This is a genomic window from Inhella gelatinilytica (assembly GCF_016093295.1).
GTDB classification, from domain to species: Bacteria; Pseudomonadota; Gammaproteobacteria; order Burkholderiales; family Burkholderiaceae_C; genus Inhella; species Inhella gelatinilytica.
On record NZ_JAEDAL010000005.1, the window covers coordinates 178,190 to 204,391 of the forward strand.

The 26,202-nt window shown below is 62.2% G+C and carries 24 protein-coding genes and 1 other RNA gene; 5 read left to right on the plus strand and 20 right to left on the minus strand.

The annotated features are described in order from the left end of the window. Positions 1-24: 24 nt before the first annotated feature. The 9 genes from hisS to I7X43_RS11630 form a co-directional block, all read right to left on the minus strand. Entirely contained in the window at positions 25-1,323 is a 1,299-nt protein-coding gene (gene hisS, locus I7X43_RS11590; protein ID WP_198101100.1) for a histidine--tRNA ligase, read from the minus strand. Next, positions 1,320-2,573 carry a flavodoxin-dependent (E)-4-hydroxy-3-methylbut-2-enyl-diphosphate synthase gene (ispG, locus tag I7X43_RS11595; protein WP_198101173.1) on the minus strand — a complete coding sequence of 418 codons (1,254 nt, stop codon included), beginning with the start codon at positions 2,571-2,573 and terminating at the stop codon, positions 1,320-1,322. The genes hisS and ispG overlap by 4 nt, the downstream gene beginning before the upstream one ends. 22 nt (positions 2,574-2,595) lie before the next feature. After that, positions 2,596-3,495 carry a helix-turn-helix domain-containing protein gene (locus tag I7X43_RS11600; RefSeq protein ID WP_198101101.1) on the minus strand — a complete coding sequence of 300 codons (900 nt, stop codon included), beginning with the start codon at positions 3,493-3,495 and terminating at the stop codon, positions 2,596-2,598. Further along, complete coding sequence (pilW, locus tag I7X43_RS11605) at positions 3,492-4,265, minus strand: type IV pilus biogenesis/stability protein PilW (RefSeq protein WP_198101102.1); 774 nt, start codon at positions 4,263-4,265, stop codon at positions 3,492-3,494. Before pilW ends, I7X43_RS11600 begins: the two co-directional genes overlap by 4 nt. A gap of 34 nt (positions 4,266-4,299) precedes the next feature. Continuing rightward, on the minus strand, positions 4,300-5,430 hold the full coding sequence (gene rlmN / locus I7X43_RS11610) for a dual-specificity RNA methyltransferase RlmN (RefSeq protein WP_198101103.1): 1,131 nt from the start codon (positions 5,428-5,430) through the stop codon (positions 4,300-4,302). A gap of 13 nt (positions 5,431-5,443) precedes the next feature. Further along, positions 5,444-5,869, minus strand: coding sequence for a nucleoside-diphosphate kinase (gene ndk, locus I7X43_RS11615; RefSeq protein ID WP_198101104.1), 426 nt, complete (start codon positions 5,867-5,869; stop codon positions 5,444-5,446). Between the two features lie 42 nt (positions 5,870-5,911). After that, positions 5,912-7,660 (minus strand): pseudouridine synthase, encoded by a 1,749-nt coding sequence (locus I7X43_RS11620; protein WP_198101105.1) that lies wholly within the window; start codon positions 7,658-7,660, stop codon positions 5,912-5,914. Beyond that, positions 7,653-8,366 (minus strand): SMC-Scp complex subunit ScpB, encoded by a 714-nt coding sequence (scpB, locus tag I7X43_RS11625; protein WP_198101106.1) that lies wholly within the window; start codon positions 8,364-8,366, stop codon positions 7,653-7,655. The genes I7X43_RS11620 and scpB overlap by 8 nt, the downstream gene beginning before the upstream one ends. Before the next feature lie 168 nt (positions 8,367-8,534). After that, complete coding sequence (locus I7X43_RS11630; RefSeq protein WP_246480367.1) at positions 8,535-9,539, minus strand: RluA family pseudouridine synthase; 1,005 nt, start codon at positions 9,537-9,539, stop codon at positions 8,535-8,537. 121 nt (positions 9,540-9,660) lie between these two features. Between I7X43_RS11630 and I7X43_RS11635 the strand changes: the two genes are divergently transcribed. Both I7X43_RS11635 and I7X43_RS11640 read left to right on the plus strand, forming a co-directional pair. After that, positions 9,661-10,449 carry an outer membrane protein assembly factor BamD gene (locus tag I7X43_RS11635; protein ID WP_198101107.1) on the plus strand — a complete coding sequence of 263 codons (789 nt, stop codon included), beginning with the start codon at positions 9,661-9,663 and terminating at the stop codon, positions 10,447-10,449. 109 nt (positions 10,450-10,558) lie between these two features. Then, positions 10,559-11,299 carry a PP2C family protein-serine/threonine phosphatase gene (locus I7X43_RS11640; RefSeq protein WP_246480368.1) on the plus strand — a complete coding sequence of 247 codons (741 nt, stop codon included), beginning with the start codon at positions 10,559-10,561 and terminating at the stop codon, positions 11,297-11,299. Positions 11,300-11,336: 37 nt separating this feature from the next. Here I7X43_RS11640 and ubiM read toward each other — a convergent pair whose 3' ends face one another. The 11 genes from ubiM to I7X43_RS11695 form a co-directional block, all read right to left on the minus strand. After that, the gene (ubiM, locus tag I7X43_RS11645) at positions 11,337-12,512 is read right to left on the minus strand and encodes a 5-demethoxyubiquinol-8 5-hydroxylase UbiM (RefSeq protein ID WP_198101109.1); all 1,176 of its coding nucleotides are present in this window, start codon (positions 12,510-12,512) and stop codon (positions 11,337-11,339) included. Between the two features lie 62 nt (positions 12,513-12,574). Then, a complete protein-coding gene (gene fahA, locus I7X43_RS11650; protein WP_198101110.1) occupies positions 12,575-13,897 on the minus strand; it encodes a fumarylacetoacetase in 1,323 nt (440 codons plus the stop codon). Positions 13,898-13,987: 90 nt separating this feature from the next. Then, positions 13,988-14,725 carry a SapC family protein gene (locus tag I7X43_RS11655; protein ID WP_198101111.1) on the minus strand — a complete coding sequence of 246 codons (738 nt, stop codon included), beginning with the start codon at positions 14,723-14,725 and terminating at the stop codon, positions 13,988-13,990. Positions 14,726-14,754: 29 nt separating this feature from the next. Further along, complete coding sequence (locus I7X43_RS11660; protein ID WP_198101112.1) at positions 14,755-16,068, minus strand: hemolysin family protein; 1,314 nt, start codon at positions 16,066-16,068, stop codon at positions 14,755-14,757. 194 nt (positions 16,069-16,262) lie between these two features. Beyond that, positions 16,263-16,621: a transfer-messenger RNA gene (gene ssrA, locus I7X43_RS11665) on the minus strand. Positions 16,622-16,635: 14 nt separating this feature from the next. Then, positions 16,636-17,319: a phosphoglycolate phosphatase gene (gene gph, locus I7X43_RS11670; RefSeq protein ID WP_246480369.1), complete on the minus strand. Its 684-nt coding sequence runs from the start codon at positions 17,317-17,319 to the stop codon at positions 16,636-16,638. Further along, positions 17,304-18,029, minus strand: a complete 726-nt coding sequence (ubiG, locus tag I7X43_RS11675) for a bifunctional 2-polyprenyl-6-hydroxyphenol methylase/3-demethylubiquinol 3-O-methyltransferase UbiG (RefSeq protein WP_198101113.1) — start codon at positions 18,027-18,029, stop codon at positions 17,304-17,306. Before ubiG ends, gph begins: the two co-directional genes overlap by 16 nt. Then, positions 18,030-18,869 (minus strand): 2OG-Fe(II) oxygenase, encoded by an 840-nt coding sequence (locus I7X43_RS11680; RefSeq protein ID WP_198101114.1) that lies wholly within the window; start codon positions 18,867-18,869, stop codon positions 18,030-18,032. After that, a complete protein-coding gene (gene yaaA, locus I7X43_RS11685) occupies positions 18,866-19,663 on the minus strand; it encodes a peroxide stress protein YaaA (RefSeq protein WP_198101115.1) in 798 nt (265 codons plus the stop codon). Before yaaA ends, I7X43_RS11680 begins: the two co-directional genes overlap by 4 nt. A 21-nt stretch (positions 19,664-19,684) precedes the next feature. Further along, the gene (locus I7X43_RS11690; RefSeq protein WP_246480370.1) at positions 19,685-21,049 is read right to left on the minus strand and encodes a TolC family outer membrane protein; all 1,365 of its coding nucleotides are present in this window, start codon (positions 21,047-21,049) and stop codon (positions 19,685-19,687) included. Between the two features lie 152 nt (positions 21,050-21,201). Then, entirely contained in the window at positions 21,202-21,855 is a 654-nt protein-coding gene (locus I7X43_RS11695) for a protein-L-isoaspartate O-methyltransferase family protein (protein WP_198101116.1), read from the minus strand. A gap of 82 nt (positions 21,856-21,937) precedes the next feature. Here I7X43_RS11695 and I7X43_RS11700 point away from each other — a divergent pair, with 82 nt between their 5' ends. From I7X43_RS11700 to I7X43_RS11710, 3 genes are read left to right on the plus strand one after another with little or no spacing between them, the layout of a single operon-like run. Beyond that, complete coding sequence (locus tag I7X43_RS11700; RefSeq protein ID WP_198101117.1) at positions 21,938-22,762, plus strand: undecaprenyl-diphosphate phosphatase; 825 nt, start codon at positions 21,938-21,940, stop codon at positions 22,760-22,762. A gap of 7 nt (positions 22,763-22,769) precedes the next feature. Next, a complete protein-coding gene (map, locus tag I7X43_RS11705; protein ID WP_198101118.1) occupies positions 22,770-23,573 on the plus strand; it encodes a type I methionyl aminopeptidase in 804 nt (267 codons plus the stop codon). A 4-nt stretch (positions 23,574-23,577) separates the two neighbouring features. Further along, on the plus strand, positions 23,578-26,142 hold the full coding sequence (locus tag I7X43_RS11710; protein ID WP_198101119.1) for a [protein-PII] uridylyltransferase: 2,565 nt from the start codon (positions 23,578-23,580) through the stop codon (positions 26,140-26,142). The last annotated feature ends 60 nt before the right edge of the window (positions 26,143-26,202 follow it).

Sequence of the window (26,202 nt, forward strand, 5' to 3'; positions counted from 1 at the left end):
AGCCTATGAATAGAGCGGGCCGGATTATGCGGTCCGTAACTGAAGCGCCCAGTGGGCCACTTCCGCTAAGGGGCGGCTGAATTGGGCGGCGCCGTCCTCGCGCAGGGGTTTGACTGTCACCTCGCCACGGCTCAGCTCATCGCCACCAAAGATCAGGGCGTACCGCGCGCCGCTGCTATTGGCCCGTTTGAACTGGGACTTCATGCTGCCACCACCCGCATGCATTTGCACGCTCAAGCCTGCAGCGCGCAGGTTTTCCAACACGGGAAAAATTTGTGGCAGTTCAGCTACCTCGGGCACGACTGCATAGGCATCAGGGGCGTCCTCGCTGGGCACCAGGTTGAGGGCTTCGAGAAGCAAAAGCAGCCGTTCCATGCCCAGTCCGAAACCGACAGCGGGTGCTCCTTTGCCACCCAACTGCGCAATCAGGCCGTCATAGCGCCCGCCGCCACAGACTGTCGCCTGACTGCCCAAGTGCGGTGTGACCCACTCAAACACGGTGCGGTTGTAGTAGTCGAGGCCCCGCACCAGACGGGGATTGATGGTGTAGGCCAAACCCGCCCCATCCAAAACCGCGCGCACCGACTGCAGATGGGCGAGAGACTCCTCGCCGAGGAAATCCAAGAGCTGGGGCGCCGCTTCCACCATTTCTTGAAGGGCGGGGTTCTTGGTGTCCAACACACGCAGCGGATTGGTGTGAAGCCGCCGGCGGGCATCCGCGTCCAATTGCTCCTGATGCTGCTCCAGATAGGCAACCAGCGCTGCACGGTGAGCGGCCCGCTCCGCGGGCTCACCAAGGCTGTTGAGCTCCAGGCGGATGTCGACCCCTTCTTTGAGCCCCAGTCGGCGCCACAGGGCCCGCGTCAGCAAAATCAATTCAGCATCGACATCTGGGCCGGCAAAGCCCATGGCCTCAACATCCAACTGGTAGAACTGGCGGTAGCGCCCTTTTTGGGGGCGTTCATGGCGAAAAACTGGCCCAATGGACCACAGCCGCAGCGGGCCGTCATAAAGGGCGTTGTGTTCGATGACGGCCCGCACCAAGCCCGCGGTGATTTCGGGCCGCAAGGCCAACTCATCGCCATTGAGCTTGTCGGTGAAGGTGTACATCTCCTTCTCAACGATGTCCGTGACCTCTCCAATGCCCCGAACAAAGAGGGCCGTGGGTTCGACCATGGGCGTCCGCACATTGCGATAGCCATACAGGCGCAGCAAGTCGCGCATGTGCGCTTCCAGCCACTCCCAGCGGGCAGATTCGGGCGAAAACGTGTCATTCATGCCCTTCACACCCTTGAGGGGTTCGGGCTTTTTCAGCTCAGTCATGCGGATGGAGTCGCGCCATAGCGGCGCTCAATGTAGTTCTCTACCAAGAGTTGGAATTCACGGGCGATCCCGTCGCCACGCAGGGTCAAAGCCTTTTCACCATCAACGAACACCGGGGCCGCTGGCGCTTCTCCGGTCCCCGGCAAGCTGATGCCAATGTCGGCATGCTTGCTCTCCCCGGGGCCATTGACGATGCATCCCATTACGGCCACCTTCAGCTTTTCCACGCCCGGATAGCGAGCCCGCCAGACCGGCATCTGTTCACGCAAGAAGTCGTCAATCTGTTTGGCCAACTCTTGAAACGTTGTGCTGGTCGTCCGGCCACACCCCGGACAAGCCGTCACGCTGGGATTGAAGGTTCGCAACCCCAAAGCTTGCAGAATTTCAGACGCAACCACGACCTCCTGCGTGCGCGCCTCGCCCGGCTGTGGTGTCAGGCTCACCCGAATGGTGTCGCCGATGCCTTCCTGCAGCAGCACCGACAGCGCAGCGCTTGATGCCACGGTGCCCTTGGTGGCCATACCTGCCTCGGTCAGCCCCAGATGCAGCGGATGGCGCGTGACACGGTTGAGCTCCCGGTACACCGTGATCAGGTCCTGCACCCCGCTGACCTTGCAACTGATGATGACTTGGGCTGGGTCCATGCCCAGTTCAACGGCATAGGCGGCCGATTGCAACGCGGAGTCGATTAAGGCCCGATACATCACCGAGCTCGCATCCCAAGGCCGAGCGCGTCGGGCGTTCTCGTCCATCAAGCCGGCCAACAGCTCCTGATCCAGGCTCCCCCAATTCACCCCGATTCGCACCACCTTGTCGTGGCGCAGTGCCGCCTCAATCATCTGGGCAAACTGGCGGTCCTTCTTGTCGCCTTTGCCGACGTTGCCCGGGTTGATGCGGTACTTGCTCAAGCAGCGGGCCATCGCGGGGTGGTCCGTCAGCAAGCGATGCCCGTTGTAGTGGAAATCACCCACCAAGGGGACATCAATCCCCATGCGGTCCAATTGCTCCCGAATGAAAGGTACAGCCTCCGCGGCTTCCGGCGTATTCACCGTAATACGCACCAGCTCAGATCCGGCAAGCGCCAACTCTTTGACTTGAATCGCCGTCGCAATTGCATCCACGGTGTCGGTATTGGTCATCGACTGAATACGCACCGGTGCATCGCCCCCGATCGTGACGCATCGAGCCCCCCAAACGACCCGCGCCTGGAGGCTGCGACGTGCAGGGATGGGCTGGGCCACGACGGGCATTTCATGATTGGTCACGGCCGACTCAATTCAGGGTCAAACGGGCCACTCGGACACCGTAAAAAGCAGAAAGGTCTTGGATCTGACCGCGCCACTGAACCTCCGCCCCGGCGGCGTTCCCCAGCACCACACGCAGCGGTCCTGCCGGTAAATCCAATTGCAGGCGCTCGCCACGGGTCATCATCTTGGAAATCAACGAAGTCCCCGTCCCGTCCGACACCGATACCCAGGTCGTGTCGCGCGCCACGATATCGAGACTGGCCTTCGGGGTCAGACTGGGTCCGGTGGACGCGGAATCTGACGCCCTGGTCGCGACCTGCAGCGGCTCGGACGCACTGGCGGCCGGCTGGATCGGTGCCGATGCAGCCGTGGACGTGGCGGACAACGGCACAACCGAAGCCGGCGCACGGGCCACAGAGGGCGGCGTGTCAGGCGGAACCAGCGGCGCTTCGACATGCCGCACTTCCTCGGCCGCCGCGACGGCCTCCTGCGGGGAGTTCGCCGGAGACGGCCCCAACGATTCCAACCAGCCTCGCTGCCAGCTCCAAATACCCAGCGCGACGCTCAGCATCAGCAGCGCCGCCCCTGCCAGAGGGCGACTGCCGCCCTGCAGCCCCGTGGGACGCTCCTGGAAGGGGCGGTTCAAGCCTTCATGCACGCGCTCCAGCGCCACCGGTGCGGCACCGGGCATCAGCATCAAGACCGCAGCGGCTTCCACGTTCAATGCGCGACACACTGCGGTCGCCAATCCCCGGGCATAGGGCCCGCCAGGCAAGTCAGACCAGCGCTCGGCTTCCAGGGCTGCCAAGCGCCCCTCCGGCACTTTGAGCTGCAAGGCCAACTGGGCCAAGCTCAGTTGCCGCTGCAGGCGGGCGGCCTTCAGTTTCGCGCCCGCTCCCATCACTGCGTCAGCCCCAGCGCTCATTCAAACCGCCCCTCACGGAACGCATCGGCCTCAGAGGACTGGGGGAATTCACGCAGCAGGCGCTGCCCCCATTCCGTCACGCCAGGTCGATTGCCCAGGCGGTGTTCAATTTTCGCCGCCAGCCACAAACTGCTCGCCGTCGCGGCTTGCCCATTGACGCGCGCAGTCTGGAATCGGGCTCGTTCCCACTGCTGCGTACGGAAAAACACGTCGGCCAGACTGAAACTCACCGTGGGATTGCTGGGGTCGAGCTCAAAAGCCCGCATCAGGCTGGCCTCGGCCGCTTTCACATGATCGGCCCTCGCTTCGCATACCCCCTTGGCCAACCAAGTCCGCGCGGGAGCGCGGTAGGTGGACTGACGCAAGGCCTCATCAAATTTTTCGGTGGCGCGGCTCCACAGCTTCTGCTGGCACGCCACCCATCCCATGTTGTGTAGGGTGTCCGGATCCTGCGGATACAACGTTAAGGTGCGCCGAAACGTTTCGTCGGCAGCCGCGAGCTCACCCATGGCAGCCAAGATGAGCGCCCGAAGGTTCAATCCCTCCCGCGTATCCGGCTTCAGGGCCAGCGCCTGTTTGACTTCATCCAAGGCCACGTTGAACTGCCCGCGCTGCAGGTAGCCCCCGGCCAACTCGATGCGCATGGCGGCTCGGCGCTCCACCTCGCTCGCGTCCACGGGCGTCCGCGGCTCTTGGACTGACGCCGAGGGCTGTTGAGCACAAGCACTCAGCCCCAACAAAACACTCAAGACCCAACTGACACGGAGCATCGCGCGCCTCTTGATTGGCAAAGAACCGGATTCTTCACGAAATCCGTCGTGTGGGCCGGTGCACCACCACGGGCGCACGCGTCATGCGCTCTTGGGCACGGGTGCGGTCCTTCACCTCCCCCGCCAGTTGACCACACGCCGCATCGATGTCATCGCCCCGCGTCTTGCGCACCGTCGTCACGATGCCCGCTTGAATCAGCACGTCCGCAAACGCTTGAACCCGCTCACGCGGGCTCCTTTTCAACCCGCTTTCAGGGAAAGGATTGAAGGGAATGAGGTTGAGTTTGCAAGGCACTTTGCCCCGAAGCAAGTCCACCAATGCGCGGGCTTGGTCAACACTGTCGTTGACCCCATCGAGCATGCAGTATTCAAAGGTGATGAAGTCACGTGGCGCGGCGCTCAGGTACTGCTTGCAAGACTGCAGCAAGTCGGCAATCGGGTACTTGCGATTGATGGGCACCAACTGGTCGCGCAACGCGTCGTCCGGTGCATGCAAGGACACCGCCAGAGCCACAGGGCAATCCTCACGCAGGCGGTCGATCATGGGCACCACGCCCGAGGTCGAAACCGTAACGCGTCGACGCGACAACCCGTAGCCATGGTCGTCCAAAAAGGTTTTCAGTGCCGGCACCACGGCGCTGTAGTTCTGCAGCGGCTCGCCCATGCCCATCATGACGACGTTGCTGATGACCCGGCCACTCTGATCACGGACATGGCCTTCACGGCGCAACAGGTGCTCAGCAAACCACAGTTGGGCGACGATCTCTGCCGTACTCAGGTTGCGGCTGAAGCCCTGATGCCCCGTGGAGCAAAACCGGCAACCCACCGCGCAACCGGCCTGAGACGAAATGCAAAGCGTCGCCCGATCGTCTTCAGGGATGTAAACCGACTCGACGGCATTGCCACCGCCAACATCGAAGAGCCACTTGATCGTGCCATCTGACGAGCGCTGCTCGGACAACACGGACAGGGCTTGAACCTCGGCCACGCCCGCGAGCTTTTCGCGCAAGGACTTGGCCAGGTCGCTCATCTGCGCGAAGTCGGCGATTCCGCGCTGATGAATCCAGCGAAAGAGTTGAACAGCGCGGAAGCGCTTCTCGCCCAACCCTTCACAAAAGGCAACCAAGCCCTCCAGGTCAAACCCGAGCAGATTGATTGCCGTCATCTCAGCCTGCCGATCAGCGGCTGTAAACGTTCATGCCGGGGAAGAAGAACGCCACTTCCACAGCGGCGGTCTCGGCAGCGTCCGAACCGTGCACAGCATTGGCGTCGATGCTGTCAGCAAAGTCCGCACGAATGGTGCCCTTCTCCGCCTTCTTGGGGTCCGTGGCGCCCATCAGCTCCCGGTTCTTCAGGATGGCGTTTTCACCTTCCAGCACCTGAATCATCACAGGGCCCGAGATCATGAAGTTCACCAGGTCGTTGAAGAAGGGGCGAGCCTTGTGGACAGCGTAAAACGCCTCGGCTTCGGCACGCGACAGGTGCGTCAGCTTGGCCGCAGCGATCTTCAGGCCAGCGCCTTCAAAGCGAGCGTAAATTTGACCGATGACGTTCTTGGCAACGGCGTCGGGCTTGATGATGGACAGGGTGCGTTCGAGAGCCATGGGGTTTCTCCTAGTTGAGCCAATTGGGCAAAGCTTGCGATTTTAGCGCCGGCGGCGCCCACCCTTGCCGCCACCCGCGCCTCCGCCACCGCCACCACCCTGGCGACGATGGAAGCTATCGGCACCGATGTACCCGACCGAGGTTTGCATCGGGTCGGGCTCTCGCCCGCCACCGCGCCCACCGCGAGGCCCTTGGTCGTCCGGCGCACTCCCGCCATGACCAAAGCCCATGGGGAAACCGCGCTTTTGTTTGGCATGACGCCGGTCGAAGGTTTGCTCCAGCGGGTTGATGTCCCGGGGCATGTAGTCGTCGTCCTCATCAGGGCGACGCCGGGGCTCTGCCGGACGCGACCGATCGAGGCGCTGCGCCTCGTCGCGCGGGCGTTGCTCGCGGCCCTCCCGCGGTCCCCGCCCGTCCCTGGGCTCCTGCCCTTCACGCCCACGGCCTCGCGGTCCCCGGGTGTCCTCGGAGCGGTCACTGCGATCTGTGCGCTCACCCCGTTCCGGGCGCTCGCCCCGGTCCATACGTTCGCCCCGATCACCGTGCGGATGGGCCAAACGCCGAATGGCTTTGACATCATTTCCGCCCAACTCAACCCACACACCCCGCTTCAGGCCGAGAGGCAAGACCACGCTGCCATAGCGCACGCGAATCAACCGACTCACCGTCAACCCGATGGCATCGAACAGCTTGCGAACTTCGCGATTGCGGCCTTCCGTAATGACCACGCGATACCAACGGTTCGCGCCTTCACCGCCCGCGGCTTCCACACTCTTGAAGGCCGCCGTTTGGCCATCAACCTCCACCCCCGCCAGCAGGCGAGCCCGCGCCTCGTCTTCCAACTGACCCAGCACGCGCACCGCATACTCGCGCTCCACACCAAAGCGCGGATGCATCAATTGATTGGCCAAATCGCCTGAATTCGTGAACAGCAACAAACCTTCGGTGTTGATGTCCAGACGCCCCACCGACAACCACTTGCCCATGGGCAACTTGGGCAAGGTTCGGAACACGGTGGGCCGACCCTCAGGGTCGTTAAAAGTCACAATTTCGCCGACAGGCTTGTGATAGGCCAAGATCCGCGGCAAGCCCGGAGCAATCCGAATCCGGACTGGCTTGCCATTCACACTGACCTTGTCTCCCCACGACACGCGCTGTCCGATGTGGGCCGGCTGGCCGTTGACTTCGATCTTGCCCTCGGCAATCCAAGCCTCGATGTCCCGCCGCGAACCCACGCCGCTTTGCGCCAACACCTTTTGTAGCTTGGGCGCATCCGCTTCGGGCGCCAAAACGCGCTTCTCGGGCTCCTGCGCCACGCTCGGCTCGTCTTCCGCCGGCGCCTCACCTTCAGCCAACAAGGCCGTCAGGCGCTCATTCAGGGCGGCCTCCACCTGAGCGGCTTCCAGCACATAGCTGGGGCCTTCGGCCGCAGCGACGGCCAAATCACCGTCCTGGTTCGCGTCGTTTGCCGCCCCCAGCGTCGGCCCGTCCTCAGATTCTGGGGCCATTTCGACCGGGGGCGCAGACGCTGCAGGGAGCACGTCAGACGCCACGGCGTCCGAAACCACGGCCTCGGCGGCCTCCACCTTGCGCTTTCGCGCGGGTGCCCGCTTCTTGGCCGGCGCAGGCGACGGGGCCGCAGACTCACTCGCCTCCACCGCCTCGGCCGGTGCGCTTTCGGTCGTCACAACTTCTTCCGCCTTTTTGACACGCGGACTGCGCTTTTTCGGCTTGACAGGGGCCGATTCGTCGGCGGGCGTGGCGTCGGGCGTATGCACGTCTTCACTCATGATGGGAGGGTTCTTCCTCTGAGGTATTGCTCGACAGCATCACGGCTGCGGGCATCGTCACGGCCAAGGCCGTATCCAAATCTTGCGACCCATCCGCAATCGCGGCGGCCGCTACAACTTCTGCGTGCGGGGCAGACGTTCGCTCTTCGTCGGGTAACAGGCTCGCTTGCAGCGGCTCCGTGGCCGCCATCAAAGCATCCAACGCCGGCAAATCACTCAAGGCCCGCAATCCCAAGTCATCCAAAAATTGACGGGTGGTCGCATACAGGGCTGGGCGCCCGGGCGCCTCCTTGTGCCCTACAGATTCGATCCAACCCCGCTCCTCCAACTGGCGCATGATGGGGGCGCTCACCACCACGCCCCGTATGTCTTCAATGTCCCCACGCGTTACCGGCTGGCGGTAAGCGATGACGGCCAACGTCTCCATGGCCGCCCGCGAATACCTCAGGGGCTTTTCGGGATGCAGTCTCTCCATCGCCGAGCGGATTTGCGCCCGCGTCTGAAAACACCATCCACCGGCCAAGGCCACGAGCGCCAAGCCGCGATCGGCCCAATCCGATTGAATCTCACTGAGCAACGATTGCAAGGCGGCCGCGGAGCATTCTTCGCCCAGCAACAACTGCATGTCCTTGACGGACATGGGTTGCGCTGCACAGAGCAGCGCCGCTTCCAAAATGGACTTCGGCTGCGAAGCTTGACTTTCCATGACCTCTGAAACCAGCAGGACTGAACCCCTGCGCCGCGGCATCGCGGACTAGATTCCTGGCCCTCGGGCGACCGAAAGGCCTCAGGGCGCTTTGCGGATCGACTGCTGACCCGCCCCGGCCTCGGGCGCGCCCTCACGGACGGCGCGAAAGGCCAACAGGCCCGCATTCTAGGCGGAAGGAAGGCCCTCCCCGCTCCAACCCGTCAAAGATTGCGAGGCCATCGCCAAATCGGCCGGGGGCGCTGCTTCCCACACCAAGAACTTTCCCGTCACCGGATGCATCAATTTCAGACGGGCCGCGTGCAATCCCTGGCGGAGGAGCTCACCCTCTGACCGCCCCCCGTACAGCGCATCGCCCACGAGGGGCCACCCCATGTTTGCGGCATGGACCCGAATTTGATGCGTGCGCCCACTGTGCAAGATGCAATGCAGCAGCGAGTGCCCCTTCCCGGCCGCCAGTGGCACAAAGTCCGTACGAGCGGGCTTCCCACCCGCCACCACGCCCATTCGCACGCGGTTTCGGGGATCCCGTCCTATCGGTGCCTCAACCGTCCGATCGGCCAGCACGCGCCCATGAACCAACGCCATGTATTCCCGCCCCACCTGCCGCTCGGACAAGGCGGCCACCAGCGCGTGGTAGGTCTCAATATCTTTGGCCACCACCATGAGACCCGACGTGTCTTTGTCCAATCGGTGAACGATTCCCGCCCGCGGCAAACTGGCCGCCGTTGCATGGTGCGCCAACAGCGCGTTGAGCAAGGTTCCCGACCAATTGCCAGCGGCTGGATGAACCACCCAACCCGCACGCTTGTTCACCACGAGCAGGTGCGCATCCTCGTAAACCACCGGGATTGGAATGGCTTCGGCCTCAAACGGAACCGCATGGACCGGTAAGCGCCATTCCACCGCCAGCCGGCTCCCCGGCCGCAACTTACGGCTGGCGACTGTGCAAGCGGCCCCCTCCAATACGACGCGCCCCTCGTCGATCAAGCTCTGCAAATGCGAGCGAGAGGCGCCGGGGTACAGGCCCACCAAGGCTTTGTCCAACCTCCACCCGGCCCACTCGGGCAGGACGACACCCTCCCAACTGCGAGCCAAACGGAGCAGCGATTCTGTGGGCGCCGCATCGTCCTCCATCTCGAACTCGGACGTATCTATACTTTCGCCACTCATTTTGTTGTGCCGACCTGCCGGCTGTTCAATGTCCGAATTGCGTGTTGTTGCTGCCCCGCAGCCCCGAGCCCAGCGCCCCTTCACTCTTGCAACCATCGCGTTGCCGAAGCGGCTTGGAAAAATGGTGTCTGTGCGTCGTTGGGCGTTGTGCGCCCTGGTCGGATTGGCGGCGTGCGGCAGCGCGCCCAAAGACGACCCCAACTCCCAGGCCAGTCTCGATAAATTGTATGCAGAGGCCAAAGATGAGTTGCGGTCCGGTTCATATGAAAAGGCAACCAAGCTGCTGGAGCGCGTTGAAGGACGTGCGGCCGGCACCTTGATGGGTCAACAAGCGATGCTGGAGCTCGCTTGGGCTCAGCACAAGGGCGGGGAAAAGGCCCAAGCCTTGGCGACGCTGGACCGGTTCTTGAAGCTCTACCCGTCCAGCGCGGGGGCTGATTACGCTCTTTACCTCAAGGGGCTGGTGAACTTCAACGAGGACCTGGGCTTCCTGGGTCGTTTTGCTGGCCAGGACTTCGCGGAGCGTGACCAGCAAGCCTCGCGCGACGCACTGCAAACGTTCCGTGAACTGGTCGAGAAACACCCTCAATCGCGATATGCCGAGGATTCACGGCTTCGAATTGCGTTCATTTTGAATACCCTGGCGCAACACGAAGTGCATGTTGCCCGTTATTACCTGACCCGAGGCGCCAATGTGGCGGCGGTGAATCGCGCCCAGACCGCGTTGACGGACTACCCCAACGCACCGGCAGCCGAGGAAGCACTGGCCATCATGGCCCAAGCCTATGAGCGCCTGCAGCTCAAAGGCCTGAGTGAAGACGCCCTGCGGGTGCTACGGAAAAACTTCCCCAATAGCAGCCACCTCCCTGGTCAGGTTGTCGCCACCAAGCCCTGGTGGAAATTTTGGTGATCGGACACAGCGCGTTGGCTGCTTTTGCTTACATGTTCAGCCGCTGATGCACTAGGATCACTGGATGGTGATTCCACTTGGTATCCGTCCGCCAAAACCCACTTTGCGAATGGTCGCAGCGACCGGTATTCACCGCGGCGACCGTCTGTATCAGCAAGACCAAGTCGCCGTGTTGGCCCATCCCCGGGTTCAGGGTTGTGTTCTTGGCGTGGTGGCGGATGGCATGGGCGGCAAGAGCGGGGGCCGCAAGGCTGCCGATCAGGTGCTGTTGACAGCCAACCAGTTGTTTGAGCGTTTTGCACCCGAGGATGAAGATGCCGGCGATTTGCTCCGGCAGCTTTGTTCGGAAGCGCACCTGATGATCAAGCTGACGGCGCTGTCTGCAGAAGAAGAGCCCCACAGCACGCTGGCGGCTTTTTTGGTCACGCCGGATCGCCATTGTCATTGGCTGCACACGGGCGACTCAAGGATTTACCACTTCCGCGGTGCCAATCTGATGCGCCGAACACTTGATCAGTCCTACGTTCAAAAACTGGTCAATGAAGGCGTTCTCACCGAGGCCGATGCCAATTCACACCCGCAGTCCAATTTGCTAACCGCTTGCTTGGGGACGGTTCAGGATCCCGATCCAGTCGAAAGCATGATTTGGGACCTTGAGGTCGGTGACACCTTGATGGCTTGCAGCGACGGACTGTGGCACTACTTCAACAACCGCGAGTTGGGCACGGTGCTGCACAGTTTGCCCCCTCGTGAAGCGGCAGAGGTTTTGATCAACAAAGCCCGCCAACGCGCGCAAGGGGGCGGAGACAACCTCTCCATCGCCATTGTGCGACTGGAGGATCCCTCCTGAGCTGAGCGGGAAAACGGTCCGCCCAACCAAACGGACCTCAAACCCCCGTCAGTTGTCGTGAAATAGCCCAGCGCACCGGTGGAAAGTGGGCAGCCACGTCCAGCACCGCGCGCCGCAGCCACAGGGCCGGCATGCGGTCATCGGTAAAGAGCCGAACGATGGCATTGGTGCCCTCAAAAATGGGTTGAGTGGCCACCCGATGCGCACGCGCGTACCGGGCAAGCGCTTCCGGATCGCCCGCGTCAGCACCCCCATGCTTCGCGCGAGCCAACTCCGTCACCAAGGTTTCCACGCCGTAAAGCCCGAAGTTGTAGCCATGGGCCGTGACTGGATGCATGCCCACAGCGGCATCACCCGCGAGCGCAAATCGTCGCTCCGCAAAGGTATGAGCGTAGACCGCAACCAAGGGATATACCTGGCGCTGGCCGGTGACCCGCATGGGCCCCAATCGCCCTTCGCAGGCCGCCTCAACGCGAGCTGCAAACTCGGCCTCTGGCAGCCCCATCAGTTCGGCGACCGCGTCGCTGCGAACGGTCCACACCGCTGACACCCGTTGGCCCGGCATCGGGAGCAAAGCCAATGTGTGCCCTGCCAAGAAGCACTCTTGAGCCTCCCCGCCGTGGGGGATGTCGTGGCCCAAGGGGCACAAAATAGCCGAGCGACCAAAGTCCAAGCTGCGCGCGCCAATCCCCGCCAGTCGACGCAGATTGGAAAAGCGACTGTCGGCCGCCACCACGAGCTGTGCACTCAGAGCCCGGCCGTCAGCCAAATGAATGCGCGCCGCATGCGCGCCCCGATCCAGGCCCGTCACCGCGACGCCGGTGTGAATCGGAATGCCCCGCTCTTGGGCGCCGGCCCAGCAGGCGGCACGAATGTGGTGATTGCCAACCAACCAGCCCAAAGCTTCGCGGCCCTCTGAGCGGGCTTCGAAAGGCAGCACGCGGCGCGTGCCGGCACTGCGCACGGTCGCCAAACGCAAGGGCTCCGGCGGCGGAAAGCGCTGCCACAACCCCAATTGCTCCAAGATGCGTCGCGAGCGATGCGTCAACGCAATTTCGCGCCCATCGTCGGAAGGCTCCGCCAAACGCTCCGCCGCAGCCTGCTCGAAGACTTGAACTCGCCATCCCGCATCCACCAGCGCGCAAGACAAGGCCAAGCCTGCAGGGCCAGCACCCACAACCAGAACATCGGCGTCCAGGTTCGCGCTCGACATGATGAAACTCCAAAACCTCAGCAGACCGAGACTCTAGCCGGTTCGCAGGGCCAGCCTGGGTTTCAAATTGCCGGTAGGGCGGGTTGGATCAACCCGGTGCAAGGCCCCAGGCCAATACGGCGCGCCCCCGGCCGCTCGGCATAGGCGCGGAGACTGAGTTCATCGCCATCCTGCAGGAAGGTGCGGGTCTCACCGTCACCCAAATCGATCAATTGTTTGCCACCGAAGGTGAGCTCAAGCAAAGAGCCTGCTTGCTCCGGCGTGGGCCCCGAAAGCGTGCCTGTGCCCAACAAATCGCCCGGCTGCATGTTGCAGCCATTGGACGCATGATGCGTGAGCAACTGGGCGGCGGTCCAGTACATGTGGCGCATGTTGCTAAAGGCCACACGAACGGCGGGGCGTCCGGCGGCGCGCTGTGCGGCCGTATGCAGCCACACCTCAAGGTGCAAATCGATGCCCCCGGCGGCCTCATTCCCCGTACTCTTCAAATAAGGAAGCGGCTGGGGATCCTCGGCCGCCCGCTCTTGAGGGCAACGGAACGGCGCCAGCGCCTCCAGAGTCACGATCCACGGCGACAACGTGGTGCCGAAGTTCTTCGCCAAGAAGGGGCCCAGCGGCTGATATTCCCAGGGCTGGATATCTCGGGCCGACCAGTCATTCAGCAGACTCAAACCAAACAAATGCTCTTCAGCCTGTTGAATGGGGATGGGGTGACCCAAGGCGTTACCTTGCGCAACCCAGAGCCCCAACTCCAGTTCATGATCCAAACGCTGGCTCGGTAAAAACTGCGGGGTCTCGTCCTGCGGGCCCTTTCGTTGCCCCCAGGGTCGGCGCACGGGCGTGCCACTCACCACCAGACTCGATGCCCGGCCGTGATAACCAATGGGAACCCACTTGTAATTGGGCAGCAGCGGGTTGTCTGGACGGAATAACTTTCCAACGGCCACGGCATGGTGGATCCCGGCATAGAAGTCGGTGTAATCGCCAACCCTAGCCGGCAGCGCGAACTCCAAATCGCTTTGCGCAACAAGGGCGCTCTGAAGACGCGTCTGTTGGGCGCTTCCCTCACGCAAGGCTTCAAAAAGGGCCTGTCGCAGGGACCGTCGACTCGCGGCGGGCTGCGCCATCAAAGAATTGAGGTCTCCTCGCGCCAGTGGATCGAGCAAAACCTGGATCGCACTGCTCCACTTCCCCTGAGTTGCAGCCAAAGCCAAGTCCAGTGCCTGGTCGCCGATGGCCACCACAACGCGCCAATCTTGCTGACTCCCAGCCTTGCGCGCACGGGCGTAAGGAAGGTTCTGCAGCGGGAAGTCCGAGTCGGCCGCGTTGGCGCTGAGGACCCAGCTTTGAGCCGCCGGATCGTGGGTGAAATCGAGTGCGTTCATGGGCAATTCGCAAGGGTGAGGCGCGCATCCTAGCGCGCCACCCTCGGATTTACCCGAAGCCAGCCCTCCCGGGCTGGACAAGGTTTTCGATCAAGCCCCCAACCGCTTGATGGCCAGGCGACGCATGTTGCGCATCGACAGGCGATGGCATTCAATCAACTGCAGCAAACCCCGGCGGAACAGGTCCAGTACTTTGGCGTCGTCCAACTTCGCGTACTTCTCTTCGTTGATGGCCAAGAAACCATCCACCTCCACCTTTTCGCCACCATCGACCGTGGCTTCAAATCGCATGGGTTCCAGAATGTCCATGGAGTCCAGAACCTCGCAGACCGCTCGCGTGCGCTCGACTTCGCTTTCGTACTGATCCAGGAACTCAAGAACCGATTTGGCGAATTCCGTCGGTTCGCCCTTGTCGTCAAACAAGGCCTGGCCTTCAGTTTTCGAAAAACCCTCGAACTGTTCGTCCATGGAAACGACACGCTGGTTGTCTTGCTCAACACGCGCCATGGCGAACGGATAGCGACGCAGATAGGCAGGCGCGTACTCGGCATCCCACTTGCCGTCTTTGATGAACAGGTTTTCACCGGCTTTGAGGCCGAGTACGGCCAGCGGCATCAGGGGGGCCGGTTTTCCATCTTGGGCTTGGCCCGCACGGACAAACACGATGGGATAGTCATGAACCGCGTCGGCAAACTCCACCGCATTCAAGAACATGGAATTGAGGCCCTTGGCAGGCTCCAAGCTCACCAAATCCTGGCGGAAGCGCAAATCACGGTGCTGCACGCGGTCCAGTGCGACCAGGCTGCGGTACATCGGGGGCAAATTCATATCAGGTTCAATCCGGAAAAAGGCCGTACTTAGCGTCTGATCGACGCCTCAATGGGGTCTGGATTCAAACGGGTGGTCAGAACTTTGTCCACCCGCTTGCCGTCGAGGTCAACCACCTCGAAGCGCCACCCCCCCCACTCCACCGCATCGGCCGTGCGCGGCAAGCGGCCCAGCAACAGCATGATCATGCCTGCTAGGGTGTTGTAACGCCCGCGCTCTTCGTCGGGCAACTCTCTCAAGTCCAACCGATCCTTTAATTCGTGGATCGGAATCAGACCATCCATCAACCAGCTGCCATCCTCCCGCTGGGTGGCCCAAGCCTCACCATCACTCGGTGCATTGAATTCGCCGGCGATGGCCTCGAGCAAATCACGGACCGCAATGACGCCCTGAACTTCGCCATACTCGTCGACCACAAACACCAACGGCGCATCACTGGCGCGGAAATGCTCCAGCAACTCCATGCCCGACAGGGTTTCGGGCACGAAAACCGGGGGCTCCAGCGCCGCGGTAAGGTCCAACGGGTGCCCCGCCAGCGCACGATCCAGGAGAGCATGCGCGCTGACCACCCCCAAAACCTCGGACAAATCTCCACGGCACACCGGATAGCGACTGAATCCGTGTTCACGCACGGTGGTCAAGACCTCGTCCGCAGAGGCCTCGGCATCCAGCCACGCAATCTCCGCACGCGGAACCATCATGGACCCCACCTGACGCTCGTCCAGTCGGAAGACATTGCGCACCATCTGGTGCTCGCTCTCTTCGATGACGCCCGCATCCAATCCCTCTTCCAGGCTGGCGGCAATTTCCTCTTCGGTCACACTGCGCTGACCTTTGTCCTGAAGTCCCAGGACTCGGAGCGTGGCCTCCGTGCAAAACGACAGCAGGCGCACAAAAGGGCGTACCAAACGTGACAACGCCTGCATCGGCGGCGCCACCCGACGTGCAACCTGTTCGGGGTACAACTGGCCCAGGCGCTTGGGTACCAACTCACCGAACACGATGGTCAAAAAGGTGATGATGACCACAACCAGCCCTGTCGCCGACCAGTCACTCACCTTCGGCTCCCACTGGAACTGTTGCTCCAACCACGCCGAGACCGGTCCCGCGAACACGGCCTCCCCAACGATCCCATTCAAGACGCCAATGGAGGTGATTCCAATTTGAATGGTGGACAGAAATTGCGTCGGGTTGTCATGCAGCGCCAACGCCACCCCTGCACCTGACTCACCGGCTTCTCGCATCACTTGCAAGCGCGCTTTGCGACTGGCCGACAAGGCCATCTCCGACATCGCAAACCAACCGTTCAGCAGAATCAAAAAAAGTAAAAGCGCAGCGTCCATGGGTCGGGGCCTGTTCAGGCCCGCTAAAAAACAAGGCGCCGCTAACACGGCGCTCGCGGCATTCTCTCAGGTTCGACAGGTCGGCTTCTACGGTCAAGTCCTAAGCTCGATCTCGAAGCCTCTTGACCAAAAAGAAAGCCCCTGGAATTCAAATCCAGAGGCTATTGTGCAGCCCTTGAGGGGCTCTCATCGTGTGGTGGAGCCGGGGGGAATTGAACCCCCGTCCGTAAGCCATCACCGGGCAGATCTACATGCTTAGCGCGATGATTTGGATCTCAACCCCAGGCCGCGCATCGCGCACGCTTCCCAAAGGTCCAGCCTCTGAATCTCGTCACCCGGCGCGAGGCGCACCGTTTGACCAGCCGATGTAAATTACCCCTCAGCCCTTGCGGACCCGGCCCATCGGCCTGCCGTTGAGAGGCTCGCGGCATTAAGCGGCGAGGGCGAAACGTTCGTCGTTCGCAGTTAGTTTGTTCCAGTGGATTTACGAGCGTACTGGTGCTCGGCATGCCCTGCTCCAGATCCGCACCCACGTCGAAACCAGGTCGGCCCCAGAGAGGTTTGATTCTAGGCGATTGGAGCAAGCAGGTCCAGCAGATCCCTGGGCGACTGAACTCCTGCTACAGCCCCCCAGGATTCCCAGTCCCCGGACCCCAAATAGCCCCAACATGCCACCACACCGGCCATGCCCGCCGCGCGCGCAGCCTGAATGTCGCGCTCGTCATCTCCAACATAGATGCAGTCTTCCGGCGCCACACGCATGCGGCGCGCCGCTTCCAGCAAAGGTTCGGGATGGGGCTTGGCGTGAGGCGTCGTATCCCCAGCGACCCAGGTGCCGGCCTGCGCCAACAGTGGCGTTCCTTCACAAATTGGGCGCACGAACCGCTCATGCTTGTTGGTGACGATGCCCCACTGGCGCCCTTGGTTGACCAGCGCCAGAACCAACTCCTCCACCCCCCCAAAGGGGCGCGTGTGCTCCAGAAGATGAGTCTCGTAATGGGTCAAAAAATTGGCTTTTAAGGACTCGAAACGCGGGTCACCAGGATGAACATCCAGCGCCTGCGCCAGCAGCCCCCGCGCGCCAGCGCCCACCCAGGGTCGCAATGCGGACAAGGGCAGGGGCGACATGCCTGCGACTGCACGCAGCGCATTGGCAGCACCGGCCAAGTCAGGGGCGGAATCCACCAGGGTGCCATCCAAATCGAACAGCACCACCCGGCATTGCAGCCGGTCCATCACAAGCGTCGACATGCGAGCAGGTAGTTGACATCGGTATCGTTGCCCAGGCTGTAGCGCTGGTTCAACGGGTTGTAGCTCAAGCCCACCATGTGCAGCGGGACCAGACCAGCCTGGCGAGCGAACCCCGCCAATTCAGACGGCCGAATAAAACGGTCGTAGTGGTGCGTCCCCGTCGGCAACATCTTGAGCAGCCGCTCGGCCGCCACCACAGCGAGCGCGTAGGCCTTGAAGTTGCGATGCAGGGTCGAGAAAAACACCCAGCCCCCCGGCTTAACCAACTCCGCACAGGCCCTCACGACCGACGCCGGTTCTGGAACGTGTTCCAGCATTTCAAGGCAAGTCACTGCGTCAAACGCCCCCGGGCACTCTTGGGCAAGTCGCTCCACCGCCACCTCGCGGTAGCGCAGGTTGTGAACGTCGCCATCCATGGCATGCAATTCGGCCACGCCCAAGGCCTTGGCGCTCAAGTCGATGCCCAGCACTTCGGCGGCTCCGCGGCGGGCCATGCCTTCAGACAACAGACCGCCACCGCATCCGACATCCAGCACCTTCTGGCCCTGAAACGGCGAAAGGCCCTCAATCCAATCCAGTCGGAGTGGATTGATCTGGTGCAGCGGTTTGAATTCGCTCTCTGGATCCCACCAGCGATGCGCGGCATCACCGAACTTGGCCAATTCGGCCGGGTCGGCGTTGACGGGGGTGGCGTTCAAACTGTGTTCCATTCAAGCAAAGCGTCCTTGGCGCATCCATTTGGTTGCCACCCATTTCTCGCCTTCCAAGACCGGCGCCCCACCATGAAGCGTCAGGGTCGAGGGATCAGGGGTCGGGTAACTGAAAAAGACGGCATTCCCCTTGATCGGCTGCACCGCCATTTTCGACTCGGGGAATGTCGTCGCTCCACCTCGCAAGGGGGTGTTGAGGTACATCACCAGCGTTCCCACCCGTTGCCCCCCGCGTTTGAGGATGCTGGCCGTGCTGGCATGACGGGCATCGAAGTAGTCGTAATGCGGTTGGTACTCGGCGCCCGGTTGGTAGTGCAGCACCTGAATGCCCTCACCGTTCTCCAGGGGCCAATTCAAAACACGGGCGATTCGCGCTTCAACCCGCGACACGACGTCGTTGGCCCCCCGTTCAAAGAACATGCCGCGGCTGGTGCGCGCCATGTTCACTTCACTCCCATCTTGGACTTCTGAAACCGTTTCTGAGCGACTCATGCGGGGACGCGCCGCTTCCACCAGGGCATCGCACTCCAAATCGTCGAGGAACCCACCCAGCACCACCACCCGTGGACGCTCCACCACCATCAGCACCTGCACTTGCCGGTCACCGGCATCCAGCACACAGCCACCCCGACGCAAATCGGGCTCGGGCACACCCGGCGTGGCCTCCTCAGGCTTGAACCAGTTGTCCAGTTTGGCTGCCGCCACCGCCTCCAGGGCGACTTTCTGATGCCAACCAGCCTTGACCATGGACTGCACCAAGTCCACGCTGGACTGCCCGGCGATCAATTGCTCGCGCAGCCACTTTTTCAGTTCAGGTGTGACAGATTGGGTCGTACTCATGGCCCCCGATTCTCCCGTTGGAAGACCCAGCGTGCCGCCGTCGACTGCTGCCGACTCCAGGCATAGCCTTCCAGATCAAAGCTTCGAAGGGCGTCGGGGTGGTCCAGGCGGTGTTCAATGACGTACCGCGCCATCAAGCCGCGGGCCCGTTTGGCGAAAAAACTGATCACCTTGGCTTGACCTGCACGAACCTCTTCAAACACCACGTCCACCACCGGCAATTTCAGTGCAGGCCGCTTCACGGCTTTGAAATATTCTTGCGAGGCCAAATTCACCACGAGGGGCGCTCGATTTGCCGCGCCAAGCTGGTTCAAGCCTTCGGCCAAGTCATCGCCCCAGAAGCGATAAAGCCCGCGTCCGGCTGGGGTCGGCAAAGCACGACCCATTTCCAGTCGATAGGGCTGCATTCGGTCCAATGGGCGCAACAGCCCGTACAAGCCGGACAGGATTCGAACGTGCTGCTGCGCCCATCGCAAGGCACCGGCACTCAGGGTGCGCGCCTGCAACCCGTCGTAAACATCCCCATCAAACGCCCAAAACGCCGGCCGAGCGCTAGGGGAATCCGCATCCGCCGTCCACACCTGGAACCGCTGCGCATTGAGTGTCGCCAACGCTGGGGAGATTTCCATCAGCTGGGCCAAGCCGTCGATGGCGAGCTCGCGGGCCTGCCGCACCAACACTTCGGATTGGGCAACATAGGCGGGCGATGTGAGATCACCCGCCAACTCGACGGCGGTGGGCGGCAGCGGGGAGTCGAAGTCCAGCGACTTGGCTGGCGACAACACAATCAGCATGCGCGGCCCACCAGAACGCCCTTATTTGGCGAGCAAAGCATCCAAGGCCGCAATGTCCTCAGGGCGCAATTGACCCGACGCCTGACGCAGCCGCAAGCCCGTCATGACGGTGTCGAAACGCGCCTTGGCCAAGTCATTCCGAACGGCATCCAGTTGAGCCTGCGCGTTCAGCACATCCAGGTTCACGCGGACACCCACCTTGTAACCCAGCTGCGTGGCTTCCAATGCCAATTTGCTGGAGGCCTCGGCCGCTTCAAACGCCTTGACTTGAGCCTGCAGAGATTGCAGTCCGAAGAAGCTGCGGCGCGTGGCTTCGGCCACAGCGCGGCGGGCGGCCTCCAAGTCGTTGCGGGCTTTCTCCGCCAACAACACCGTCTCCGAGACCCGCGCGTCCGTGGCGCCACCGGTGTAAAGCGGCATCGTGACCTGGAAGCCCACGCTTCCCGATGTCGTGGTTCCGGGCAAGCTGGCCCCGCTTCCCCGCTCGTAACTGCCACCCAACGAACTCTTCAAATCCACAACCGGCGAGGTACCGGCCTTGGCCTTCTCAATTTCCAACTTGGCCACATCCAACCCGACTCGGGCCCGGCGCACTTGTGGGTGGCCGGCGTCGGCCTGGCCCAGCCAAGCTTCGACATTGACGGGTTCGACAACCGGCAACGCAACGGGTTGAGCGAGCGGCTGCGGCTGAACTTCATTGCGCCCCACCAATTGGTCGAGCGTGACGCGCTTCACGCGCAGGTCGTTGTCCGCGGCCAATTCCAGCGCACTGGCACGGTCAAAGCGCGCCTGAGCCTCTCGGGTATCGGTGATCGTGGCAGTGCCCACTTCAAAATTGCGCTTGGCCGATGCCAGTTGCTCCGCAATGGCTTTCTTGGAAGCCTGGCTGGTGGCCAAGGCCTCCCGAGCAGCCAACACATCGAAATAAGCCTGAGCCACACGGATCATCAGATCCTGCTCAGCAACTTCCAGGCCCGCCCGCGAGGCCTCCAGCCCTCGCTCCGCCTGGGAAATGGTGGCGCCGTTGGCACGGTTGTATAGCGAGTAACGCCCTTCCAGCCCCGCGGTCGCGGCCGTCCGGTTCACGCCGTGGCTCGGCGACGCCAGCACCCGATTGCCGTTGGCCAGCGTGGTGTAGATATCCGGCAACTCCGTGCGACTCTGCGTTCCGGTAATGCCCAGCCCCAACGAAGGTTTGCGCAAGGCCTGGGCTTGGGATAGCTTGTGCTGCGCTGTTTCGGCGTCAGCTCGGGCTGCCAAATAGGTGGCATCAAAGGCACGTGCCGCTTGATACAACTCATTCAAACTCTGGGCTTGCACATTCGCGCCGAGCAGGGCCAAAGCGACTGTGGCGAGGCGAAACGGCATCTTGAGGGAAGCGGACATGGGCTGAAACTCGACTATCAACGCGCGAACTGCGCAATATCCCGGTTTATAGGGGCAACTCAGCGGCCGTGCCCAGCCTCATGAGACAGCCTGCAACAAATGGGGCCTGAGCCGCGCCCGGCGACGCTTGAACGGCGCGCCAGCGCCCGGGATCAAAAAGCAAATTCCGGCTTGGGCGTGGTCCCCGCCAACCGGGGCAACACGATGTCAAAGCGCTCACTGCGGCTCCACTGGTCACCCTGGCGCTGCCACAGCACCGCACGCATCATCGGCTCGTGGCCTTCGACCAGAAGAATCCGTCCGCCCTCTCGAACCTGAGCCTTTAGGGTTTCAGGCAGTAAGGCCAAAGACCCGGTCGCCACGATGGCATCGAATGGGCCTTCGCTGGGGCAGCCGGCATCCAAGCCTTCTGCCACACGCACCTCCACCCGGCTCAATCCCAGGCGACGCAAGCGCGCTCGTGCCGCTTCAGCCAGTTCGGTGCTGGGCTCCAGGCTCAGCACCTCCTTGGCCTGATGAGCCAAGAGCGCTGTCAAGTAGCCGGTCCCAGTCCCCAGTTCAAGCACCCGGTCCGTGGGCTGAACGCGCAGCTCTTGCAACAGCCGAGCCTCCACACGGGGGGCCAGCGCCAGGCGGCCGCCCCCCAAGGGCAGCTCGGTGTCCATGAACGCGAGTGCGCGCAGTGAAGCCGGTACGAAGTCTTCCCGACGAACCAAGCTGAGCAGTTGCAAAACCGAAGCGTCCAGCACATCCCAAGGACGAATTTGCTGTTCAATCATGTTGAAACGGGCTTGTTCGACGTTCATAGCAAAGCTTCTGTTCTGGGCAAAAGCCGCATTTTAGGGAGGGTATCGCTATGATCCGCGCCCCTCTTTGGTCCCAAACACCATGGACCTCTTGCTTTTGATCAAGGCCGCCCTGATGGGCATCGTCGAAGGCCTGACCGAATTCCTGCCCATCAGTTCTACGGGTCACTTGATCTTGGCGGGGCACTTGCTGGGCCTTACGGACGACAAAGGCAAGGTCTTCGACATTGCCATTCAGACCGGCGCCATCCTGGCGGTCATCCTGATCTATGCGGACCGCCTGCGCGCCCTGCTGAACGGCCAACCGACGCCCGCCCACGCGAAGCGCTTTGCCGTGAATGTTGCCATCGGCTTTGTTCCCGCCGTTGTGCTGGGCTTGCTCCTGGGCAAAGCCATCAAGGCGCATTTGTTCACGCCCACCGTCGTTGCCACCACCTTCATCTTGGGGGGCGTCATTATTTTGTGGGCGGAGCGGAGAAATACCGGCCCCGCACGAGTCGAGCACGTGGATGACCTGACGCCCTCTGACGCACTAAAGGTCGGACTGATCCAGTGTCTGGCCATGGTGCCAGGCACCAGTCGATCGGGCGCCACCATCATCGGCGGCATGCTCATGGGTCTCTCGCGCGCCGCTGCAACTGAATTCAGTTTTTTCCTGGCCATTCCCACCCTCATTGGCGCCGGCTTGTACAACCTGTTCAAGGAGCGACATCTGCTGGCCTGGGGTGATGTCCCCATGTTTTCTGTGGGTTTGGCTTTCAGTTTCGTTTCCGCGTGGATTTGCGTGCGATGGCTGCTGCGCTATGTGGCGAGCCACAGCTTCGCGCCTTTCGCCTGGTACCGAATCGCCTTTGGCATCGTGGTGTTGGTGACCGCCCACTTTGGATGGATCGGTTGGTCGGGATAATTGGCCTATGAGTATTCAAATCAAGACCCCCGCTGACATCGAGGGCATGCGCGTGGCGGGCCGCTTGGCCTCTGAGGTGCTGGATCTGCTGACGGACCACATCAAACCGGGCATCACGACCCAGCAATTGGACGACATTGCCCGCCACCACATCCTTGAGGTCCAAGGGGCCATTTCCGCGACCATCGGATACCAGCCCCCGGGTTACCCCCCTTTCCCGGCTGCCATTTGCACCTCGGTGAATCACACCGTGTGTCATGGCATCCCGAACGATCGTCCACTTAAAAACGGGGACATCCTCAACATCGACTGCACCGTCATCAAAGAAGGCTGGCACGGAGATACGAGTCGGATGTACGTGGTGGGTGAAGGCTCCATTGCGGCCAAGCGGTTGTGCCAGTTCACCTACGAAGCCATGTGGAAAGGCATTGCCAAAGTCAAACCGGGGGCTCGCCTGGGTGATATCGGCCACGCCATTCAGAGCTTTGTCGAACCGGCTGGTTTTTCAGTGGTTCGTGAGTTTTGCGGCCATGGTGTGGGGCGCAAATTCCACGAAGAGCCGCAGGTGCTGCACTACGGGCGCCCGGGAACGCTGGAGGAGCTGGTCCCTGGCATGGTCTTCACCATCGAACCCATGGTGAATGCCGGGCGGCGCGAAATCAAAGAACTGCCGGACGGCTGGACCATCGTGACCAAGGATCGCTCCTTGTCCGCGCAGTGGGAACACACCATTGCGGTCACCGAGACGGGCTACGACATCTTGACCTTGTCGGCGGGAAGTCCCCCACCGCCAGCGTTTATTACGGGCTGATCCCATGTCGAACTACCGCGAAAGCAAGCAGCGCCTGCTGCAGGCGTTCGCGGCGCAGACGCCCACCACCCGAAGGGTGCAGGCGCTGTTGCGCGCCTTGGCGGCACGGACCGAAGAGGCACTCTCAGCGCTTTGGCATGAGGCCAACATGCCCGCAGAGGCCTGCCTCGTGGCGGTCGGTGGATTTGGGCGCGGCGACCTGTTTCCCCATTCGGACGTCGACGTTTTGGTGCTTCTGCCCGATGGCGCGGAAGCTCATCTCCCAGGCGCCTTGCGATCCAGCGTTGAGCGCTTTGTCAGCTCCTGCTGGGACGCCGGCCTCGAAATCGGATCCTCGGTTCGCACCCTGGGCGAATGCGTATCGGAAGCCCAAAATGACGTGACCGTCCTGACGGCGATGCTCGAATCCCGCTTGATTCTGGGACCGCGTACGAGTTTCAATGCGTTTGAGGCCGCCATGCAAACCAGCGTGGACCCGAGCGCCTTCTTTCGCGCCAAGTCGCTGGAGGCACAGCAACGGCACACCAAGTTTGAGGACACCCCATACGCCCTCGAGCCCAACTGCAAAGAGAGTCCAGGCGGGTTGCGAGACCTGCACGTTTTGATTTGGGTGGCACGCGCGGCCGGCCTGGGGCACACCTGGGCGCAGTTGGCGCAGCGTGGGCTGCTCACACCCCTTGAGAGCCGGCATCTGCGCCGCAATGAGGCCGCGCTCAAGCTCATTCGCTGTTTGCTTCATTTGCAGGCCGGACGCAGAGAAGACCGACTGGTGTTCGACTTGCAGACGGCAGTTGCCCATCAATTGGGGCTTCAAGCGCAGGGGGGCGTTAGAGCCTCCGAATTCTTGATGCGCCGCTACTACTGGGCGGCCAAAGCAGTCACTCAGCTGCACCAGATCCTGATGCTGAATCTGCAGGAGCGCATTGCAAAAGCCTCGACGACCCCGTCCCTGGCCCTCAATGCGCGCTTCCTGGATCGTGGCGGCCTCATCGACGTGGTGGACGACACGCTGTACGAGCGCGAGCCGCAGGCCATTCTCGAAACGTTTGTGCTGTACGTTTCGGTTCAGGGGCTCAAGGGCTTATCAGCCCGGACGCTGCGCGCCTTGTACAACGCTCGCAGCGTCATGGATGCCGCCTGGCGCAGCGACCCGACCAACCGCGCTCAATTTCTAACCATCTTGCGGGCCCCCCAGGGCCAGACACATGCCTTTCGGTTGATGAACCAGACCTCGGTCCTGGGGCGTTACCTGTGGGCCTTTCGACGGATCGTGGGGCAAATGCAGCATGACCTGTTCCACGTGTACACGGTGGATCAGCACATTCTGATGGTGCTCCGCAATTTGCGGCGTTTCTTCATCCCCGAGCACGCCCACGAGTACCCGTTCTGCACCCTGCTGGCGGCGCAGTTCGATGACCCTTCCCTGCTTTTCATCGCCGCCTTGTTTCACGACATCGGCAAAGGCCAAGGCGGTGACCACTCCCTCATTGGCGCGCAGAAAGTTCGCCGATTCGCGCGGGAGCACGGACTCACGCCGACCGATTCCCGCTTGGTGGAGTTGTTGGTCCGCAAGCACTTGCGCATGTCCCAGGTAGCGCAGAAAGAGGATTTGTCGGACCCGGATGTGATCGCTGGATTCGCCAACGAAGTGGGGTCCCCCAGGACCTTGACCGCGCTCTATCTGCTGACCGTTGCCGACATTCGAGGTACCGGCCCCAAAGTCTGGAACGCCTGGAAAGGGAAGTTGCTGGAGGACTGCTACCGCCTGACCTTGCGCCACTTGGGCGGCGCGCCACTGAACCGCGAAGCGGAGATCGAAGCCCGAAAACAAGAGGCTCGCCAACTGCTGGCACTGCGCTCTGCCCTGCCCGAGACCGAAGCGCCGTTGTGGCGCACCCTGCAGTTGAGTTACTTCGCACGCCACGATGCCGCGGAACTGGCTTGGCATGCGCGAGAACTCTGGCGCACGGTGGGTCAATTACAGGCCCCGGTCGTTCGGGCTCGGCCCAGTCCCATTGGCGAAGGTTTGCAAGTCCTGGTCTACACCCGAGACGTGGCCGACCTTTTCGCGCGAATTTGTGGGTACTTCGATGGCGCAGGATTCAACATCTTGGACGCCAAGATTCACACCACCCAAGATGGTGCGGCGTTGGACACGTTTCAGGTCCTCTCCAGTGACCCGGACACCCTGCACCGCGACCTTGTCCCCCTGGTCGAACAGCGACTGGCTCAGGCCCTGACCCAAAGCGGGCCCTTACCCGAACCCAGGCGCGCCCGGGTGTCGCGGCGTGTTCGCTCTTTCCCCTTTCCACCCCGCGTCACCTTGCGCCCTGACGAACGCGCACAAGCCTGGGTGCTGACCCTCTCAGCGACCGATCGGGTGGGGTTGCTTTATGCCGTGGCCCGCGTGTTGGCTCGCCACGGCGTCAACTTGGTCCTGGCGCGCATTTCCACCTTGGGTGAGCGGATCGAAGACACGCTGCTTGTCAGTGGCAGCGCCCTGCAGAGCCCGCGGCTGCAGTTGGCCATTGAAACCGAGTTGCTCGACGCACTCGCCTTGCCCACCTGATGCTCTCTTCGATCGGCCCTCAACCTCGTAGGGTCCACCGGTATGCTGCCGACTTTCGTG